Here is a 20,663-nt window from a genome sequence, read left to right as displayed (position 1 = left end):
TATTACCGCTGGCATCCTTCAGCGTTCCGCCGTTCAGCTCGATGGCTGCTGCCCCGCTGAGATCGAGAGATTCCCCGTTCCCGTCATTCGCAGCAACGGTGTACAAAAACTTCAGCACAGGGGTGCCGCTGCCGGAAGCATAGGATGCCTGGTAGCCGGTACCGCCGATATGGAATGCAATGAACGGGCTGCCGTTCACTGTATCCACTTCCACCGCTTCACTATAGGTGACTGTGATCGCCAGCTCATTCCCCGTCCGGTATACGCCGTCTATCATGGCAACCGTCTGCACGCTTGGCACGACGGTATCCACCAGCACATCCGTCAGATGCAGCGGCGCCGATACCGCATAAGAAGCCTCATTGCCTGCGGCATCCTTCACTTCCGCCGTTCCCGGCAGCACCGCCGCGGCCAACTGAATGCCGTCGGCATCCTCCAGATTCGCCTCCAGCATATACGTGAAGACAAGCGCTGCGCTTCCCGTTCCCGAAGCATACGCCGCTTCAACCGTCTGGCTGCCTATCGTCAGCGGCAGCTTGGGTACGCCGCCCGTTACGATGACCGGTTCGTCGTAGTTCACTGTCAAGCGCAACGTATCCCCGGCCAAGTAGGTGCCCGGCGCGATCGTCACGCTAGTCATGGCCGGAGCCGCCGCATCCACCATGATGCCGCTTATGTCCGGCAATGTCGCAACGCTCAAGTCCGCCGCATTGCCTGCCGCATCCTGAATCGTTGCGCCGTTCAGCTCCAGCGGCGCGCTCCCGGCGAATGCTATGCCGTCGCCGTCCAGATCGCCGGACTGCACCGTATATCGATAGATAAGCTCTTGACTGTTCGAACCTTGCACATAATTGGCATACTTCCTGTCTTCACCTATCAGCAATGCCAATCTCGATGTTCCCGCACCCGCCACATGGACTTGTTCCTGAAAGCTGACCTTGAAGTCAAGCTCAGCGCCTGCAGAATAGATGCCGTTGTCGGCAACAGACGTTATCCCCGTTATTGAAGGGACTATACTATCCACTTTAATTCCTGAAGTATTCAAGCCTGCCGGAAGCGTCAGATTGGCGGCATTGCCTGCCGCATCCTTAATCGTTGCGCCATTCAGCTCAAGCCCCGTCATTTCAATTCCGTCCGCATCCATCTGCCCGCTTGGGACGGTCAGCTTGAAGCTTGCTGATGATCCGCTTTGCGCATCCAACGGCGCTTCGAGACTGGCGCTTCCGATCCGAAGCTTCAGCACAGGCGATCCCGTAACCTCGATGCTCTCATTGAATTGCGCTTGGAAGACCCATTCATCGCCTTCCCTATACCATGCTGCAGCAGGAATGGCGACCGTTGTCATAACAGGTCTCTTCGCATCAACCTGAACGCCTCCAAGCGCAGGCACTCCAGCTAAGGCGAGTCCCACCGGCACCCCGTTATCGCTTAACATCGTGCCGCCATTCAGCGCTAATGCTGTTATTCCGATCCCGTCGGAATCCTGCATTCCCTCTTCAACCGTATAAGCGAACCGAAGAGAGGCAGTGCCGCTGCCGCTCCTATATAACGCTTGCTTCGACTCCCCTCCGATGTCAAGCGTCAATGCCGGCTTTCCGCCTGTCTCGTCGATGAGCACATTGCCGTCGTAGAGCACTTCGAAGTCAAGCGTGTCCCCCGCTTTGTACACAGCATTCGCAGGCACGGACAGCGATTGCACATGAGATATAGTATGAATCTGTACCGCTACGTCGGCCTCATTGTTGCTAGTCTCCTTCTCCCCGCCGCCAGATACGCGCGCTGTCAGATTAATCGGGCTCGTCGCATTGGCCGCAACGTCAACCGTAACGGTCAGCGTAGAAGTCGTACCTGCTGCCAACGGAAGAGACCGCGTGCAATCCTCTGTCAAGCCGGCGCATGACCAGCCATCCGATGCATCAATACCAGTGACCGTTAAGCCGCTATGTGCCCCGCGTATCAATGTTACTGCTTCATTGGTGTCTACTATTCCATTGTTCGTGACTTGTATCTCATATTGCGCCCCTATCTGCGTCTGATAGAAGCTGCCGATCGGTGTAATGTCCACTGTCAGATCCGGATAAGCGACAACATCCAGCTCCAAGGTCGAGCTCAAGGGTTGAGAGACACCGTCCATCACTCTTGTCGCTGTTAACGTATACGTAACATGTCCATCTTTATCTGCCGCAGGTGTAACCTTCAGTGTGCGAATCGTCCCTGTCCCTTCGAGCGGCAAGTCGCTCGCAATCAGACCGCTTGGGCTCTCGCCGCTCCTCATGGCAGACAAGCCCTCCGCATCTCTCATGTTCAACAATTGGGAGAACACCGTATTGACCATAGCTTCGAAGCTCCACCCTTCCACAGAACCTGCAGCAGTGGCGTCATCCACTAGTCGTGGAAACCCTCGCTGATCGTACAGCGATTCTGCAGTCACTGGACCTCCTACGCTTCTTGCCGCACTATTCGCCGCAAGTGCATGAGTAGAGGTGTACCCTCCATTATCCGCCAGAGGAAGCAGTCCGGCATCTCCCACAATGGTATTATGCCCCGCCTCCATATCTCCGTTGAACACCTCTGCCACCATTGTGAGCACATTATATTGGCTGCTTGCAGCGTCAAGCTGCGGCACATCGCCGGCGCCGCGTCCGATATCCGCCCGATCTGGCGAAGACGGGGCCGTATTCCCGGATATAATCGAGCTGGTTAACACCGGAGAGCCTGCGGCGAGCAATATACCGCCGCCCGGTTTTAACTGACTATGATTATCCGTCATCGTTACATAGCTCAAGCGCGGACTAACGGCACTCTGCGGAACAGGATTGGCAGCGATCAGCATACCGCCGCCTCCATCTCTGGCTTGGTTGCCGCTGAACGTACTGTTCATGATCACCGTATTTGCAGCATAGACAGCAGCGCCTCCGCCGACCCCCATACCTCCGCTGCCCGTTCCCTTTGCCTCATTGCCGATGAATGAGCTATTTGTAATTTCATGCTTTCCAGTACCGGCATCAGGCATGGCAGCCATGCCTCCACCCGCCCATGTGTCCGCTACATTATTCTGAAAGGTAGAAGAATCAATACTTAGATCGATATCGCCGTCAACGAACAAGCCGCCTCCGTTCACAGCAGCAAAGTTGTCTTCAATAACTGCACGGTCCAATACAAGCTTGCCGCCGGCCGGTCCGGATACATACAACCCGCCTCCGGAGCCGTGATTCCCCGTTCTATTGTTGCTCACTACGACATCTCGCAGCGTTAGCGTTCCGTTGCCCGTATCTGCGAATATGCCTGCTCCGCCGAAATTCGTCCCCTCCGGAGCTTGTCCGTTCATAACCGACAATGCTTCTAGATGGACATCCCCGAATGAATCCGATGCATATTCGTTAACAACGACGACACGATCGCCATTGCCAATGAGCCTCGTCCCTCCGGCACCGCTGCTGAATCCGATCAACCTAACGGCCGCTTCCACTTGCAACGGTCCACCGGAGAGTACATAATCGCAAGCCCCCAGCTGAATCGTCTCCACAGCCCCTGATGCGTTGCTCGCCGCAATGGCCGCCCGCAATTCATTCACACGATCCGTACCGCACCCTACCGTTCCCGCTTCTGCCCTCGTCCCCATTCCCGATATCACCAGCAGAGCAACGGCCAACAGTAAGCTTATACGCGCAGCCACAGGGGCTGAGCGTCTCTTGTCTCTATGCAATCCCATCTCCTCGTCTCCTTCTTCCAGGTTGGATCACCTTACGACCGGCTAGGATATACCCCTACCAAGGCAATGACAAAATGGATACCTAAATAAGGGCTCATATTGGCGTGCGCTTGTCCGCCTCCGGCTATGGACAAGACATCGCGGTGCATCACTTCTCCGCCTGCAGGCGCAGCATAAAGCTCGCCTCCTCTTCTTCCCGAGGTTTGACTCGGGAGCGCATTGAGCGGATTTCCTTGCGGGACAACCGCAGATCCATGCTTTAACTGATGGGCATGCTGAGGGATATCCGCCTCTGTTAATGTAATCGTTGATGAGCCCCCTTGCTCCCCTAATCTTCTCATTGTCAACCCCGGCCCCTGCCCGGGATGCATAGGCACTCTTCCCTGCAAGTTCGGCAGAGCGAATGTCGTTCGACCGTCGCCGCCATATGTTGTGCCCAGCAAGGAGAACAATGCTGTATTCTGAGCAAGGGGCAATAGCTGTCCATCGCAAAATGCCCAGCCCCGCGGAGCGAAGTTGCCGCCGAACATCATAATCGTACCGATAAATGGTTCAATCATATGTAAATATCCTCCGTTCTTTTATCCCCAGTTAATTATGCGTAGGGAATATTCCCTGCAGAGCAATAATAAAGTTGATAACCAAATAAGGCTGCCTGTTCTCATGCGCCTGTCCTCCGCCAACGCTCGCCACTGCGGAGCCGCTCATCGCACGATCCACACCGCCGGCGCCATTCCCCCAGCTATGGTAATTGCTGACCGTTGTTGCGCCATAGATAGCACCGCTCGGCGATCGAAGAGAGGCTGCTTCGCCGCTCGCTCTCAACGCATGTGTATGGGAGGGCAGCTCTGCTCCAGTAAGCGTGTGTGTCTCCGAGCCGCTCTTCTGCCCCCAAGCATAATGACCGCCGTAATTCAAATATCCAACATGCAGTGGAGACCTGCCTCTTAAATCCGGCAGGGCAAAAGTCGTACGTCCATCCCCGCCGTACGTCGGCCCAAGCAGACTGAATAGGGCTTGATTCTGATTGATAGGCAGTAGTTGACCGTCACACAGCGCCCAGCCTTGGGGGGCAAAATTAAAGGAAACCATTCGAATTTCTCCTAAATGTGGTTCCGACATTGTATCTCCTCCATCTCATAAACTCTTTCAGTCTTCCAGCCTCTATTTAATACCTTGAAGGGTAAATGCCATATAACGCAATAATAAAATGAACGCATACATACGGCATCATGTTGTTATGGGGCTGACCCCACCCGGTACCCAGCAAAGCTGTGCCGTCCATATCGCCAATTGGAGCACTTCCGGCTTCACTGTAAGAGGCCAATGTCGAAAGAGCCGGCACTGCGCCGACAGGATTGCTCGTATTACCTTGCTCCCCTCGCGCCTGCATGCTGTGACTATGCGGAGGAAGCTGATTGACGGTTAGTGTGACATCCTCCACTCCGCCTTTGGCTCCTAAGTGGTATGTTGACAATCCAGGTCCCGTCCCTTGATGAAGAGGAATCCGTCCGCGCAAATCCGGCAAGCCGAATGTCGTTATCCCATCGCCTCCGTACATGGTTCCGATCAGACTGAATAAGGTATCATATTCCGAGACAGCCAAGAGCTGACCATCACAAAACGCCCAGCCTCTCGGCGCAAAGGTACCTGCAAACATTTGAATTTCTCCAACAAACGGCTCTATGGACACGAATCTGCCTCCTCGTCTCTGTTGTTTACGACAGCCTCATAGATAACGCCGGATTCCGCCCTGGCGATGGGCACCAGGAAGAGATCGTAATCGCCCCGCTCCTCATGAGATAAAGAAATGATCTGCTGCTTCAGCAACGGCTCTGTCGGGCCTTGAAATAATAAATTGTATGTACGAGCGTGTCCGAGACTCTTCACTTCCACAAGTCGAAATGTCGCAATCGACTCTGCAACGCGAGCGATGAAGGGCGTGTTCAGGACCTGTTGCCATTGTTCTTCAGTTGATAACCGCATAGCAGCCTCCTTAAAAGCAGATATATGATTCCATAGCATTATAGAAAGAATAAATTTCTATCTTTTCCCTTCCAATATTATAGCGTCGATTGTATGATAGTGAAAGATAATATACAGAACTAACAATTAATTCTATAAAACTATTCATAATTTAATAACAACAACAAAATAATATGGAGGTTTCCATGAACGAAAATCGTAACCAACAATCCATATCACGCCGAAAATTTTTGGCTTATCTTGGCTCTACTGCAGCTACCGCAGCTATCGCTTCTTCCGGTCTGTCCCCACTGGTAGAATCGGCGGCAGCTTCCGGCTCGGCCTCGTCAGCCGCCGTCAAACCGATTGCATTCCCACAATTAGCTCCGCAAAAAACCAATCGACTCACTGTTGCATCGGGATACATGACAAGCCCTATCACATCGTCGTCTCTTCTATCTAACGCCAACTATATACGTCAGGTAGAATATGGGCAGGGCAACCTCGAAAATACCGGCGTCCTATGGGCATGCGGCCAGACTGTCGCTCATGAAGCGCCGTTGTCCGGTTCCGGATCTCTTCTAATTGATATACAGCGTCGACATAAGGGACTTTGGACGAAGTCGGGCAGCTTCCGGGAGCTGAATGCGAACAGCCGTCTTGCCTTTACCGGACCAGTAAGAAACGCTCGTTCATTGAACGGCGCTTCAATCGCGCAAGGCGTATGGAGCAATGGGTACGGCGGGAAGACGCCGTGGGGCACCATGCTGGCAGGGGAATCGCTATATAACAAGGGCGCTCATAAGGCTGGCATTAATCCGCAATCCTACGGATGGACGGCTGAAATCCACTCCAACGACACCGGCATCACTGCCAATAAACATACCGCCTTGGGACGCTTCTCGCACGGCAGCATGAATGTCGCCATCGCGGCAAGCGGCCATGCTGTCGTCTATATGACGGGGGAACAAGTATTCTTCAAATATATTAGCCGAGGAACATACGATCCGGCCGCAGGCGTTGGAAATTCTCGCTTGCTGGAGGATGGCAAGCTGTACGCAGCCGATCTGAGCAACGGACAATGGCTCGAACTGTCCGTTGAGCCGATAAGACGCATTCTGAGTAACCCGTCATATCGGATGCCGGCAGGGGTACAGCGTTTGCGCGAAGAGCTGCTTGACATGCTGAAGGAGCAAGCGGATGTGCTGGCTTATGCAGAGGAATCGGCACTGGTGCTGGGAGCAACGCTGCTGGAGCACGCTCGAGGAGTCGCGCTTCATCCCGGCGACCATTCCGTATTCCTCTCACAGACGGGCAATGATCGGGCCGGACACGGACACGGCAGCATCATTAGAATGGTGGAACAGAATAACGATGCTGCGACAACCGACTTTCAATCCGACCAAATTGTGACAGGCGGCCTTCGTTCGGCGATCAGCTCTCCCGGTCCGCTGGCATTCGATCCTTTCGGTCGATTATGGGTGGCGACGGATATTGCGGCTGAGCAGCTTCACCAGGGCGCTTATGCTCCTTTTGGCAATAATGCGCTCTATATGCTTACGCCATCAGGCGACGCGTTCGATAAGGCGCAAGCCTTCGCATACGCGCCTGGATCTGCGGTGTTGTCCGCGCCTGCATTTGCACCTGACGGTTCTATCTTTGCAGCCGTATGCTCCTTGGAGCATCCCGAGCATAATGCGGTTATCGCTATAACGAAAGCGTGAAGCACGCTACCAGCCATAGAGGAGTTGTCCCAACTCCGAGACAAATAAGCCTCCAAACCCGCTTGAGAGCGGGTTTGGAGGCTTGCTTCATTACACCTCACCTTATGCTACACATGCTCCAGGTAACGCTCCGGCCCGCTGTATCCGCAATGCCTTCGTATAGCTTCGGGTCCCACCACACATGGAACACGTCGATTACGACGCCGACCTCGATACAGTCTCTTCTCCAGTGCCCGCTTCACACGTTCGGAATACGAATGATGATCGTCGTGCCTTTCCCCTGCTCGCTTTCAATCTCTAATCCGACGCCGTAATGATTGCGCAGCCTGCGCTCGATATTGATCAGACCTACACCGCCGCCTGAATGAGGCCGATTGCTCCCCAGATTCGCGAGCACATTCGCGGAAATTCCGATTCCATCATCGGTAATCGCAATGCACAGCCGGACCCCGTCACGCCGTACAGACAATCGCACCTTTCCGCCTTCCACCTTGCCCATAATGCCGTGCCTTATCGCATTCTCGACCAGCGGCTGTATAATAAGGGGCGGTATGTCTCCCTGCAGCCCCTCCTCTATATCCATTACCATTCGCAATCGGTCGCCGAATCGCGCCTTCTCTATCTTGAGATAAGAGTGCACCAGCTCCAGCTCCTGAGAAATCGGAATAAGCTTGTCCCGGTTGTGGAAGTCGAAGCTATGGCGTAGGAATAGACTGAGCTCGATCAGCAAGCCCTGTGCCTTGCCAATATCCTTATAGCTAACCGATAGAATGGTAGAGAAGGCATTGAATAAGAAATGCGGCTTGATCTGCGCTTGCAGGAAGGCCATCTCGGAGCTGATCAGCTCGCTAATGGACGTCTTCATACTAAGCAACGTCCGAATACGGGCCCGCAATTCACCCGCTTCAACCGGCTTGCTCAAAAAGTCGTTCACGCCTGCATCAAATGCGGCCAGCTTATCCTCCGGCCTGCTTCTGGCCGTCAGAAGCAGCACAGGAAGCTCGGACAGCGTGTAGCGCTTTCGGATAGTTCGGCATACCTCATAACCGGTCAGCCCAGGCATCATCAGATCAAGCACCGCAAGATCGATACGGCGGTTATTCTCCAGCTCCTCCAGCGCTTTGATACCGTCCGGCACAGCTATCACCTGACAGTTGTCAGCGCTCAGCAGATGATGCAGCACCTGTCGATTGACAGGATCGTCATCCGCGACAAGAATCGTATAGGCATTCTCGTCCCGTGACAATAACACATCCTTCGGAAGAATCTCCATCCGGCCAGCAGCCGCTTCCCGCATGTTCGGCGGATACTCCGCCGGCTTCTCCATTCCCTCTAACTGCCCGCCTGCCGCAGCATGTCCGTCACTGTGCTCTGCCTGTGGTAACGTGAAGGTGAACACGGAGCCTTTATTCACTTGCGATGACACGCGAATTGTACCGCCTTGCAGCTCTACCAGCTGCTTGGTCACGGTAAGGCCAAGCCCTGTTCCTCCATTAGAAGCGTCTCCTTGCTCGTAGGAATCGAAGATGCTGTGAAGCTTGCTGCCGACAATGCCGATACCCGTATCATGAACGGCAATGACCACCATGCCGGCTCTCTCATAGGCTTCCACCCTTATCTCTCCGGACTTCGTGAACTTCAATGCATTACCTATGAGATTGTACATAATCTGCAGCACTCTGTCTTCATCCGCATAGATCCAGATCGGCTGGGCAGGCAAGCCGTTGAGTAGCCGAATATCCTTATCGCCGGCCAAGAAACGGAACATGTCCAGCACAACTTGTACAAGCGGTCCCAATTCCACCTCTGCCCTTCTGAGCGCAAGCGTACCATTCTTCATCTTGGACATGTCCAGAATATCGTTAATGAGATTGGACAGTCGCCTGGAGACGGAGATAATCGTGCCCACGTTGTGCTTCTCCTCCGGATTCAGACGATCGGAAGCCCTCTCAAGCACCGATTGGGACAAGTTAATGATCCCATGGAGAGGCGTGCGAAGCTCATGGGAGGTGTTGGCAAGAAACTCATCCTTCAGCCGATCTAACGACAGCAGCTTCTCCGACAGCGTCTCTACCGTACTGAATGCATGGGAGAAACGTCTGGCGAGCTCGCTCGCCTCGATCACGATTAGCGCGAATATGCCAACAAGGAAATATTGCCTCCCTAGCCAATAGTAAGAATCGGGATACTCCAGCAGCAAGATATCGTGGAACATGGCTGACATAAGTATGATCGCCCCGACGACTTGCAGTACGGCGCCGCTTCGCCCTCTCCTGACAGCAAGCATTAATCCGTATAAATAGTATAAGCAACTGGCCAGTATGAATATATGATACATATTCGTCCAGCGCGTATACCATTCCAAAGGGGTTGCAATGACTGACAGCATAAAGAGGCAGCTGACGATCGTCATTCCCCGAACGACCTTGCGCGAGAATTCCTCCGGATACAGCTCGCGCAGGAACAGAGCCGTAAGCGTCATGCCACCGTAATAAGTCATATACTCAATAAAGACAAGTGTTCTAATGGAAATATCAGGAAGCAAGTGAAGCAGGAACATATCCTTCATCGCCAACGTCCGGAACACAACCACTAAGCAGATAAGACCGAAATAAAGAGCGGAACGGTTACTGCGGCGAAGCAAGAAAATAATCAAATGATAAAGTCCGATCATGAACGTGCTCCCTACAATGAACATGCTGACCGCGAACTGTTCCTTGTTCCTGCTTGCAATGCCATCCTCCGTTCCGAGCTCGATAGCGAACCACATGCCCCCTCGGGCGTAAATATAATTGGAAATATGTACAACAATATCAAAATCCTCCGCCGGAGGCCGAAACGTAATCGATTGCGGCTTGTAGGCCGCTTCCGCATGCTCTCGATCTTTCGCCACCTTGCCGTTAACGGCTACGCTTTCTCCATGAATGATAATGTTGTATGCCGTAGACATAATCGGAATTTTCAAGGCCAGATCGGGCAGATTGCCGTCGGTCTTCACTCTGAGACGATAAGTCGCATAACCGTAACCGGGCAAGCTGCGGCCATCGCGTTCATACTGATTCCACACACTTGGCACATTCGCATACATGGCATTCGGCATTGGAGCCTTACCGTTAAAGTCATCGCCTGCAAGCAATTGCTGCCAATAAAAATGCCATTGTCCTGCCAGCATAATCACTTTCGTCCGCTCGTAATCCCACTTCGTCAAATCAAGCTCGCCTTGTTCAACTGTTATCGCCGGCTGCCTGACGACGTTGCCGCGTTGCTGAATGATGAAGCTTCCTGCTGCAACTGCCGCGATCATCGCCAGAATGACGATCAGAACAGTTCTCTTATGCTTAACCATTATGCACTTCCCTCTATTCGAACATAACTAGCAATCTTCTCCCGCTCCAAAGCCGTATCTATTAAAAGTATACCATTTTCTGTCTCGCACCAAAACGAAAAACCCGAAACAAAAGCTGCTGCTGCAACCATGTTCCGGGCTTAAAAAAGTATTGTCGTGTTTCTCCAGCCCCGCTCGACTTATTTCAGGAAAAATGCAATCGTGCGGTCGGATGCGCCGGGCAGACCTTCATGCCCGAAGTCGGGATAAATGACAAGGTCCTTCGGCGCCGTTATTTTGTTATAAGCTGCGAACTGCGTAGACGGCGGACACACGGTATCCATCATCCCCACGAACATGAGTACTTCTCCGCGTATGCGATCTGCCAAATACTGCAGGTCGATGTAACCCAGCTTCTCGAACACCTCGTCCTCCCGCGCATGTGTCGGATCGAAGTGGCGGAAGTAGGTGCGAAGCTCTTCGTAAGCGTCCTTCGCCAAATCCATCTCCCATACGCGCTTAAAGTCGCATAGAAACGGATACAGAGGTGCCAGCTTCTTCACTCTCGGCTCCAGAGCGGCACATGCGATAGTCAGCGCTCCGCCTTGCGAACCGCCCGCTGCATACACTCGTTCCGGGTCGACCTCGGGAAGACCAAGGGCAATATCCGCCAATTGAGCTGTATCCAGATAGATGTGACGGAACAGAAGATTGTCGGGATGGTCGTCCAATCCGCGAATAATATGGCCGCGATGCGTATTGCCCTTCACCCCGCCCACATCTTCAGAGGAACCGCCTTGGCCGCGGCAGTCCATGGCGAGCACAGAGAAGCCTAGCGACGCATAGGACAGCTTGCCGGACCAGTCACCGGCATGACCTGTATAGCCATGGAACAGGACTACCGCCGGATGAGGCTCCTGCACGCCCTTCGGACGGACATATTGGGCGTGAATGCGCGCGCCCCGAACGCCTGTGAAGTATAGGTCAAAGCATTCCGCATTGGGTGTCTGGAAGGAGCTTGGCACCATCTCGATCTGCGGATCTACAGCTCGCAGCTCCGCCAGCGCCCGGTCCCAGTACGCATCGAAATCAGCGGGGCGGGGATTTCTTCCCGTATACGCTTTCAGCTTCTCTAGCGGCATATCTACTAATGGCATTGTCAGGTCAATCCTTTCGATATGTAATACACCCATTCTACTAGCTACTAACATTTTTTACTATTGTCATTTTCGCCGTTATTCCGCGTCAATTCATCATTTTGGACGATTTCCACCAAGCTTCTAAGGTTACACGCCCCAATTTCACTTCTTTTCACCCGCTTTCCTCGCATTCATCACTCTCTAGCCTATGCCGCATGCCTTGCTCCTACCAGCCCTGCATATATAGTGTGTCATATATTCGAAATTAACCCTTGATATATAACATCATATATATTTATAATACAGTTATATACGATATTAATGACTCACATTAAAGAAAAACAAGGGGGATCATCATGACGGGAATCGGCATTAGCGGCACAGGACGGATAGGACGGCTTTTAATTCGCAGCTTGATAGAAAAAGCGGAATTAACGGAGCAACTGAAGGCCATCAACAGCACCTATCCTGCCGAAACAATTGCCCATCTGTTGAAATATGACTCTGTGCACGGCACTTGGAAAGCCGATGTCTCCGCTGAGGATGGCAAGCTGCGGATTAACGACAGGCTGATCCCATGCGTCAGCCATCGCAACCCGGAGGAGATCCCCTGGAAGGAGCTGGGGGTGCAGCTCGTCATGGACGCCACAGGCAAGTTCAATGACAGAGAAGGGGCGATGCGCCATATCGCCGCCGGCGCAAGCCGTGTAATTATTACGGCGCCTGGCAAGGAGATGGATATGACCATCGTGATGGGAGTGAATGACCATCAATTTCATCCCGCCCGACATCACATTCTGTCCGCCGCATCCTGTACGACGAACTGCGTCGCTCCCGTCCTGAAAATACTGGACGACAACTTCCAGGTGAAGAGCGGCTGGATGACGACCGTACATGCCGTCACATCGGATCAGAACCTGCTGGATAACCCTCACAAGGACTTGCGCAGAGCCAGGGCCTGTACGCAATCTATCATTCCCACATCGACCGGGGTACGCAAAGCGCTGGCCGATGTCCTGCCGCATCTTGCGCCATATGTAGAGGGACTGTCCCTGCGTGTGCCGACGCAAGATGTGTCACTGGTTGATCTGACGGTGCAAGTCGGGCGCAGCGCAAGCGCGGCAGACGTGAAGGAAGCCTTCAAGTGGGCGGCGGCACATACTTTTGCCGGTTATGTAGCATATTCAGAGGAGCCGTTAGTATCGGTGGATTACGTCGGCAACAGCCATTCCGCTATCATCGACGGCTTATCCATCATGCAGCAAGGTCAGCAAGTCAAGGTGCTTGCCTGGTATGACAACGAATGGGCTTACGCCTGCCGTGTGGTTGAACTGGCGGGAACGGTAGCCCGACAAGAGAATCAATCAGAACCTTCCAATCATCGCATACCCGCACTTGTCATAGCCGATGAGATTTCCTACTGACAGACGACAAGGGAGGATAGCATGCTCATTAGAGCGCTATCCTCCCTTTCATTGTAAGCCTTACTACCCCCGCATCACCACATATACCATATATCCGATGTAGCTGAGCACGAGCAGCGAGCCTTCGATTCGCCCGACGCGATACTGCGTTCTGGAGACGATAAACAACAGGGCCGTCAGCGCGATGACAATCACAATATCCACTATAAGACCACTCTCTACCTGCAAGGGGAAGATGACAGCGGATACGCCAAGGACGAATAGAATATTGAAGATATTGCTTCCAATAATGTTGCCGACGGCAATATCGTTCTGCTTCTTCAACGCGGCGGCAATGGAAGTGACCAGCTCCGGCAGTGATGTGCCGATCGACACGATGGTAAGGCCGACAAGCGTCTCTGACATGCCCCATGCCAGTGCGATATTGGTACTCTCCTGCACGACCAGATGGCCGCCGTATATAATGGCTCCCAGCCCGGCAATGGTGAACAAGATATTTTTAGCCCAAGAACCTCTGCTCTTGGAATCAGATGCGGATCGCATTATTCCTTGGTCCGATTCTCCTGTTCTGTCCGCAACAGCCTCTTCTTCCCGTCCCTCTCTGGCCACCTCGAACAGATAATACAGGAAGATGCCGAAGAACAATAATAAGATGATACCGTCACCCCGGGTTAATACGCCGAATGCGTCACCTTGCAGTTGGACGTCGCCTACAAGCACCAGCAGCGCTACGCTTGCCAGCAGCGTGAAGGGAATCTGCTTCCTCAGCGTCTCCTTCTCCACCTGTACAGCTAGAAGAATGGCCGTCATCCCGATTACCAGCGTCGTATTGAACACATTGCTGCCTATCACATTGCCGACCGATACGCCCGCACTGCCGTTCAAGGCAGCGATAATGCTTACCGTCGCTTCCGGAGAGCCCGTTCCGAAGGCGACAATCGTTAGGCCGATAATCATGGGAGGCACTTTCATCAGCGATGCTATATTGGAGGAACCCTCCACGAAATAGTTGGCCCCGACAATAAGCAATCCGAACCCGACCAGCAATAACAAGTATTCCATCCCGTCGCGTCATCCCCTTCCCAGCCTTGACGAACATCTGCCATATCAATTATATGGCTATTGTACCACCATACAGGAATAATATGTGCATCCGTCATCTGTAAGGTTGGAGAGCGCAACATAATCGCCAGATCCTTGCTGCAAGAATGACATTACCGCCCATCCTGATCGTTGGCGCTTCTATATTGGCCAGGCGTCATACCCGTCATTTTCTTGAATACCTTGAAGAAGTGGCGGGGCTGCTCGTATCCGACAGCTTGAGCGATATCTCCGATAGAAACAGCATAACCCGCAGCTAGCAGTTCCTTCGCTCTCTCTATGCGGATCTGCCGAAGATAGGCTACAAAGCCGATGCCCAGATCCCGCTTCAGTATGTGACATAAATAATTGGGATGAACGCCAGCATGGCGAGCCACTTCATCCAGTGACAGATCACGCTGGTAATGCTGGCGAAGATAGCGCAGCACGATGTCTATCACTCCGCTATCTTCGCCAGCATCACTTTCCGACGAATTACTCCTTCCTTCTTCTTCTTCCTCGTAGCCGGAAGCTTCGATTATGGCTCCCAACAACTCGTCCCTTTGCACCGGCTTCAGCAAATAATCTTTGACCCCTAGCCGAAGTGCCGTGCAGGCATATTCAAACTCGTCGTAGCCGGTCAGTATAATGAATTTGCTGCAGTAGCCTCTTCGTTGTGCTTCTTCGATAAGCTGAAGCCCCGACATCTCCGGCATATTGACATCAGCCATAAGCAGATCCGGCTTGAAGAAGGGCAGACGCTCCAACGCCTCCGGCCCATCAGCTGCCTCCATTATTTCTAATTGATCGTCCATTCCGCTCCTGACCATAGACGCAATCCCTTTCAAAATAATCGGCTCATCGTCCACAATCATCATCTTCATCATGGTCCCTCCTTTCTCTTATAGCGTCAGCACCACCACCGTCCCTTCACCCGGCGCGCTCTCCAATGCAATTCCAGAGTTCTCGCCGTAATACATGCCGATTCTCTCATGGACGTTCCATAACCCCAAACCTCCTCCTGAAGGCGATGCTTCCGTCAACCCTGCTTCTCCATTCAGTCGCCGTCGCAGTCTCGACAGCGCCTCTTCGCTCATGCCAGCTCCGTCGTCCCGGATACGGACGGCTACTCGCCCCTCCTCCATGACGCATCGGATAGCGATATGGCCCCTCCTGCGCTGCTTCGATATGCCATGCACAATACTGTTCTCCACAATGGGCTGCAGAATGAAGCGCGGACATCGATGCTTGCGAATCGCTTTATCTTCTATCTCAATGTCGAAGGTCATTCGTTCTCCGAATCTCGTACGATGAATGCGCAGATAATCCGCTACATGCTCCAGCTCATCCGCCAAGGCTACCTCATCCTCATGACGCGCCAAGCTGTAACGGATGAAGCGAGCGAAGGAATTAGTCAGCTGCGACACGCTGGCATTGCCGTCTGCCTCAGCCAGCATACGAATCGTCTCCAGCGTATTGTACAGGAAGTGAGGCTTGATCTGCGCTTGAAGCATCATATACTCCGCTTCCTTCCGCATAATTTCGGAGCGCTGCACTTTGTTAATCAGTTCATCGATCCGATTCATCATCAAGTTGAAGGAAGTGGTCAAGTAATAGACCTCATCCCTGCCTCCTGGCTGAATGGGGAATGGCTCCAGATTCGTATGGTCAATGCGTTTCATATGCCTTGCCAGCCTGGATATTCTACGCGTAACAGATGAAGCGAACATATAGTATAAATAGGATAAAACGAGCAATAACAGCGCGATGACGATGACGGATGTATTCTTCTTCTTCCGAATGTCAGTGAACAACTCGCTGCCGGAGTCCGCAATGACCAGATTCAAGTCCAGCTCCTCCACGTACAGCTCCTGGTTCCATAGATCGTCGGATAAGGCGCCTTCTCTCATAGCTGCAAGTGTCGCCGCCTCCGCCAGTGCAATACTCCGTTCTCCTGTCTTCTGCATGACCGCATCGGAGCTTCCCGACAGTCCCTGTATGAACGAACTTAACATACTGCTGTCCACACGAATTTCAAGCAGTCCGATGTCCTTCGAGAATTCCTTATTGTACAGCTTCTGAATAAAACGTAAATCCAGCGCCATCGACTCGTCCCGCATGTCCAGATGCCACAGCCCTTCATCAGGCGGCAGCCGCTTAATACGTTCACGCAGCTCCGGCAAGGGAAATTCCGCAATGCCGGTCACATCGGGTTCTATGACCAGCACGTGGGGCTGGTTCGCATACAGCACAATTTCCTTCAGATGCGGATTGCCGATGGACAAGTGGGAGGATATCGGACTGATGTACTTGAGGAAAGCGTATACATATTCTGCTTCAGAATTATGTGCACCGCTTAAATATTCCGTCACATTCCCGTTATACTGGAACAGCCCGTACGCCGCTTCCAACTGGGCTAACTGCACCTTCAGGTTGCCATAGGACTGCTCCAGTACTTGCTGCTTCCCTCTCATATACTGCTCTGCCAAGCTTTGATAGGAAGTATTGTACAGCCAGAATCCGAATACGAGCACGGGAATAAAGATGATGCAAAAATAACCGGCAATCATTTTTTTGACCATTCCCATACACTCACCGCTTCAATTCATAATCTTGCTGTCAGGCTAAAATGCACTCAATCTCCGCCAAGTCCTCTGCCGACAACCGAACCCCTGCCGCGGAAGCATTCTGTTCCACTTGCTCCGGACGAGTCGCTCCGATAATGCAGCTGGCCACATTCGGCAGCCTCAAGTTCCAGGCAAGCGCCAGCTGCGGCATGCTTATGCCGTTCCGGTTCGCAATCCCTTGCAGTTGTTCGATCTGATCCAATCGATGCTCCGACAGCAACCCTTGGCTCTTGATCCAATGATTATGCTCCGGATTCGCTGCCCGCGTCCCTGCAGGGGGAGTCTCTCCCTTGCGGTATTTGCCCGTCAATACGCCATGTGCAAGCGGGGAGAAGACCACTTGACCGATGCCCTTGTCTTCACACATCGGCACAACTTCCTTCTCTATGCTCCTGGTGAACATATTGTACTCCGGCTGATTGACGACGATGGGGTCAAAATGCAATTGTTTCGCCAGGCCACATGCATCTGCGATCTGTCCGGCGTTCCATTCGCTAATCCCGGTATACAGTACTTTGCCTTGCGTAATCAGGTCGTCCATCGCTCGCAGCGTTTCTTCCAGCGGCGTATTGTCATCGTATCTATGACAGTAATACAAGTCGATATAATCCACGCCAAGCCGCTTAAGACTCGCATTGCACTGTTCGATAATATGTTTTCTCGACAATCCCCGATCATTCGGTCCGTCTCCCATATCGAAGTACACCTTCGTCCCGAGCACATAGGAGTCTCTATCATAGGAGGCAAGCGCACGGCCTACGATCCGTTCAGCTTCGCCCCGCGCGTACATATTGGCCGTATCGAAGTAGTTAATGCCTAGCTCATAAGCTTTGTGAATGACCGCTTCCGCCGAAGCTGCCTCCACCGAGCCTCCGTATGTCAGCCAGCTCCCCAGAGCGATTTCACTTACTTTAAGTCCACTGTTTCCCAATCGGCGATATTGCATAGCTAATACCCTCCCTGCGTTTTTCACTTCTTTTTTCATACGAGTTGTGCTATCTTACTCCTAACATCTCCCGGAGAAAGGAACGCTGCCATGACACAAGCCCATTCTCTAGCGCGAAATCTGATCGAGAATCTGGAGCTCCACCTGGAAATTGTCGAGTACCATGCCGTATCGAAGCATTGGCAAGCCCATGATATCGTCAGCCCATTCAACCGCTTCTTCCTTATCACCGAAGGCGAATGCTGGGTGAAAATCGACGGTGAGGAATTCCGTCCGCGCCAAGGGCAGTGGCTGCTGCTTCCTGCTGGTCGCAAGCTGTCCTTCTCCGCCCTGCACGGCAGCGCGCTGACGAAATACTGGTGCCACTTCACCGCGACGGTGGGGGAGCTTAATCTGTTCCATATGCTCCAGCTTCCCTGGGTGATCGATCCCGATAATACCGACGCTCTTCACAGTCTGTTCGACGAGTTGATAGTCGCCTTCTCATGCGAGGACTGGAACGCGCCGCTTCGTGTCAGATCGCTGCTGTATGAGATCGTCATGCAATACTTCTCTCATTGCCCGAATCAGCTCACGACGTGGAGCACGCCGGCCTACATGGACCGGATCAAGCTCGCGATCCGCCATATCGAGGATCATCTGCACGAAGAGCTGTCCATTGCTCGTCTGGCAGAATCGGCCCACTTCCATCCCAATTACTTCATTCGCATATTCAAGCGTATGACGGGCATGACTCCCGCTCATTACATCCAACGGGCGCGGATTAGGAAGGCGAAGCTGCTGCTTACCTCTACCCGTCAGCCGATCGGACAGATTGCGACGGAGATCGGAATGGATGTCTATTACTTATCCCGCATCTTTAAGCAGCATACCGGTTACTCGCCTTCCGAATACCGCAGCCTGCTTGAAGACGCCGCACCGGCTCCTTACGAACGGACAACGCGGGAATAACCTGCTTTCCGAGAGACTGTCTTTATTATCTTTCTTATGCAGCTCATAGGGAATGGAGGGAATGAACGGCTATTTATCGAATTCTAACCTCTGCCTCTCCATGCCTCGCTTCAGAGATCAAGGCACAGTCTATGCTGTGCCTTGATCGATAGCCTATGCAAGTTATTGGAACAGCTTCATAGCCTCTTCATATTTGACATTTGCCCACTCCACAAGCTTCTCCAGCCCCATCTTCTCCGCCTTCTCTACCATACTGGCGTAAGCCTCACGCGCTTCCTCTTCCGAATTCGCCAGGTAGATTTTCGCTTCCTCATTAGCCATCATTGTCTTAATATTGGCTGCAATGATACTCTCCTCGGAATCGGCCGGCGGCGTCTTTACCATGCCCATCGCCCAGTTGAATGTTGTATTGGCCATAAGCTGCTCTCTCGATTTCGTGGACTCCGTTCCCGGGATATATCCGCCTACTAGCTCATGTACGGCGCTGCCGCCCAGCATGCCCCATACAAGCCCTCTCATACCCTCTTCTTCCGCATCCTGTCTGTTGAACGTATAGATCGGATACCCGCCATCCTCGCTCATGTTGTAATCGACGCCTTCAACGCCCCAGAACGCCAGTCGCTGCCCTTCCTCGGACTGTAGAAACTGCATGAATTTAATGGAAGCTTCCGGATTTTTATTGTTTTTCGTAATAAATGTCCCTTGCCAGCCCGTATCCATCCGGATATAGCGGAATTCGTCGGACAGCTTCATCGGAACACTAGCCCATTCCATCCCTTGTTCCTTCGTCTCCGCATTCAGCGCATCAGCCACATTCGTCGTCCACGTGTAAGCGAATGCTTTACCGCCGGTGGCGAACGCTTTAGTCTGATCTTCATTCTTGATCGCATAGTTCTCTGCGGTAATATAGCCCTTGCGATACATCTCGTTCATGTAGAGATAAGCCTTCTCCAGATTCGGCGTGTGCAGCGCATGCACAAGCTTGCCATCCTGCTCGTCGAAGTGATCCCATGCCGCGCCGAACTGCAGCGCGAAGAAGTGTCTCTTCCAGAAGGCGTTAAGCACTAACGGAATCATGTCGGGATACTTCTCCTTCGCTGCGCCCAGCATATTCATGAAGTCGTCCAGCGTGTTAATCTCCGTAATCCCCAGCTCCTTCGCCAGATCCGCCCGATAAGCAATGCCCGGTCCGGATAATAAGGCATAATCTTTATGGTTCTCCCATTCTTCCGTCGTCGAGAAGTTGTTGCGAATGGTGTAGAATTTCCCGTCTTCCATCGTATTGACAGCTATTCGCTCCGAATGAATGGCGAAGTCCGGCGCATACTGCTCGATCAGACTATTCCAGTCATAAGACAGATCGGGATTCGACATGCGCATCCATTGATTGCTTGTAGCGACCAGGTCGGGCAGTTCACCGGAAGCGATCATAACGGGAAGCTGCTTCTCGTCAGTTGCCACCGTCACATTCAGCTTAACACCGGTGCGTTTCGTAATCTCTTGCGACACTGTACCTTCGAAGTCCTTCACCGGCCACCAAGGCTGGTCGATGAATATATCCAGTTCCACCACTTCATTCGCGCCTGCTCCAGCAGGCGAATCCGTCGTCGTGCCGTTATTCGATCCCTTTTCACTGCCGCCATTTCCGTTGTTCGTGCCGCTGCATGCGGCCAGCATGGAGACTAACAGCGTCATCACCAGGAACGATAATGATAATGAGCGCATAGTCCGTAAGTTTTTCTTTTCCACTGGTATACACAACCCCTCTGA

15 protein-coding genes are annotated in these 20,663 nt (G+C 52.8%); 3 read left to right on the top strand and 12 right to left on the bottom strand.

Annotated elements, in window-relative coordinates; genetic code table 11:
• From ACFQ2I_RS12800 to ACFQ2I_RS12780, 5 genes are all read right to left on the bottom strand, one after another.
• Positions 1-3,712, bottom strand: a 3,712-nt coding sequence (locus tag ACFQ2I_RS12800; RefSeq protein ID WP_377564705.1) for a choice-of-anchor Q domain-containing protein, incomplete at its 3' end; no start/stop codon positions are given.
• A gap of 32 nt (positions 3,713-3,744) precedes the next feature.
• Positions 3,745-4,272, bottom strand: a complete 528-nt coding sequence (locus ACFQ2I_RS12795; RefSeq protein ID WP_377564703.1) for a phage tail protein — start codon at positions 4,270-4,272, stop codon at positions 3,745-3,747.
• Between the two features lie 31 nt (positions 4,273-4,303).
• Positions 4,304-4,834 (bottom strand): phage tail protein, encoded by a 531-nt coding sequence (locus ACFQ2I_RS12790; RefSeq protein WP_377564701.1) that lies wholly within the window; start codon positions 4,832-4,834, stop codon positions 4,304-4,306.
• Between the two features lie 46 nt (positions 4,835-4,880).
• Positions 4,881-5,399, bottom strand: a complete 519-nt coding sequence (locus ACFQ2I_RS12785) for a phage tail protein (RefSeq protein ID WP_377564709.1) — start codon at positions 5,397-5,399, stop codon at positions 4,881-4,883.
• Positions 5,396-5,698, bottom strand: coding sequence for a DUF6916 family protein (locus tag ACFQ2I_RS12780; protein ID WP_377564699.1), 303 nt, complete (start codon positions 5,696-5,698; stop codon positions 5,396-5,398). The genes ACFQ2I_RS12785 and ACFQ2I_RS12780 overlap by 4 nt, the downstream gene beginning before the upstream one ends.
• Before the next feature lie 185 nt (positions 5,699-5,883).
• Between ACFQ2I_RS12780 and ACFQ2I_RS12775 the strand changes: the two genes are divergently transcribed.
• Positions 5,884-7,401, top strand: coding sequence for a PhoX family protein (locus tag ACFQ2I_RS12775; protein WP_377564697.1), 1,518 nt, complete (start codon positions 5,884-5,886; stop codon positions 7,399-7,401).
• 238 nt (positions 7,402-7,639) lie between these two features.
• On the opposite strand, the gene ACFQ2I_RS12770 is transcribed toward ACFQ2I_RS12775, so the two are convergent.
• Both ACFQ2I_RS12770 and ACFQ2I_RS12765 read right to left on the bottom strand, forming a co-directional pair.
• Positions 7,640-10,747 carry an ATP-binding protein gene (locus ACFQ2I_RS12770; RefSeq protein ID WP_377564695.1) on the bottom strand — a complete coding sequence of 1,036 codons (3,108 nt, stop codon included), beginning with the start codon at positions 10,745-10,747 and terminating at the stop codon, positions 7,640-7,642.
• Between the two features lie 179 nt (positions 10,748-10,926).
• Positions 10,927-11,883 carry an acetylxylan esterase gene (locus ACFQ2I_RS12765; protein WP_377564693.1) on the bottom strand — a complete coding sequence of 319 codons (957 nt, stop codon included), beginning with the start codon at positions 11,881-11,883 and terminating at the stop codon, positions 10,927-10,929.
• A 338-nt stretch (positions 11,884-12,221) separates the two neighbouring features.
• Between ACFQ2I_RS12765 and gap the strand changes: the two genes are divergently transcribed.
• Positions 12,222-13,289 (top strand): type I glyceraldehyde-3-phosphate dehydrogenase, encoded by a 1,068-nt coding sequence (gene gap, locus ACFQ2I_RS12760; protein WP_377564691.1) that lies wholly within the window; start codon positions 12,222-12,224, stop codon positions 13,287-13,289.
• Positions 13,290-13,352: 63 nt separating this feature from the next.
• Here the strand turns inward: gap and ACFQ2I_RS12755 are convergent, their stop codons facing one another.
• The 4 genes from ACFQ2I_RS12755 to ACFQ2I_RS12740 form a co-directional block, all read right to left on the bottom strand.
• On the bottom strand, positions 13,353-14,351 hold the full coding sequence (locus ACFQ2I_RS12755) for a calcium/sodium antiporter (RefSeq protein ID WP_377564689.1): 999 nt from the start codon (positions 14,349-14,351) through the stop codon (positions 13,353-13,355).
• Positions 14,352-14,503: 152 nt separating this feature from the next.
• Positions 14,504-15,253 carry a response regulator transcription factor gene (locus ACFQ2I_RS12750; protein ID WP_377564687.1) on the bottom strand — a complete coding sequence of 250 codons (750 nt, stop codon included), beginning with the start codon at positions 15,251-15,253 and terminating at the stop codon, positions 14,504-14,506.
• Between the two features lie 18 nt (positions 15,254-15,271).
• Positions 15,272-16,951 (bottom strand): sensor histidine kinase, encoded by a 1,680-nt coding sequence (locus ACFQ2I_RS12745; protein ID WP_377564685.1) that lies wholly within the window; start codon positions 16,949-16,951, stop codon positions 15,272-15,274.
• A gap of 37 nt (positions 16,952-16,988) precedes the next feature.
• A complete protein-coding gene (locus ACFQ2I_RS12740; protein ID WP_377564683.1) occupies positions 16,989-17,942 on the bottom strand; it encodes an aldo/keto reductase family protein in 954 nt (317 codons plus the stop codon).
• 90 nt (positions 17,943-18,032) lie between these two features.
• Between ACFQ2I_RS12740 and ACFQ2I_RS12735 the strand changes: the two genes are divergently transcribed.
• Positions 18,033-18,893 (top strand): AraC family transcriptional regulator, encoded by an 861-nt coding sequence (locus ACFQ2I_RS12735; protein ID WP_377564681.1) that lies wholly within the window; start codon positions 18,033-18,035, stop codon positions 18,891-18,893.
• 162 nt (positions 18,894-19,055) lie between these two features.
• On the opposite strand, the gene ACFQ2I_RS12730 is transcribed toward ACFQ2I_RS12735, so the two are convergent.
• On the bottom strand, positions 19,056-20,642 hold the full coding sequence (locus ACFQ2I_RS12730; protein ID WP_377564679.1) for an extracellular solute-binding protein: 1,587 nt from the start codon (positions 20,640-20,642) through the stop codon (positions 19,056-19,058).
• Positions 20,643-20,663 lie beyond the last annotated feature (21 nt).

The sequence above is a fragment of the Paenibacillus chungangensis genome (genome assembly GCF_042675905.1).
GTDB lineage: Bacteria > Bacillota > Bacilli > Paenibacillales > Paenibacillaceae > Pristimantibacillus > Pristimantibacillus chungangensis.
Note: the sequence above shows the minus strand (reverse complement) of the source record. Positions and strands in the feature narration are given on the sequence as shown.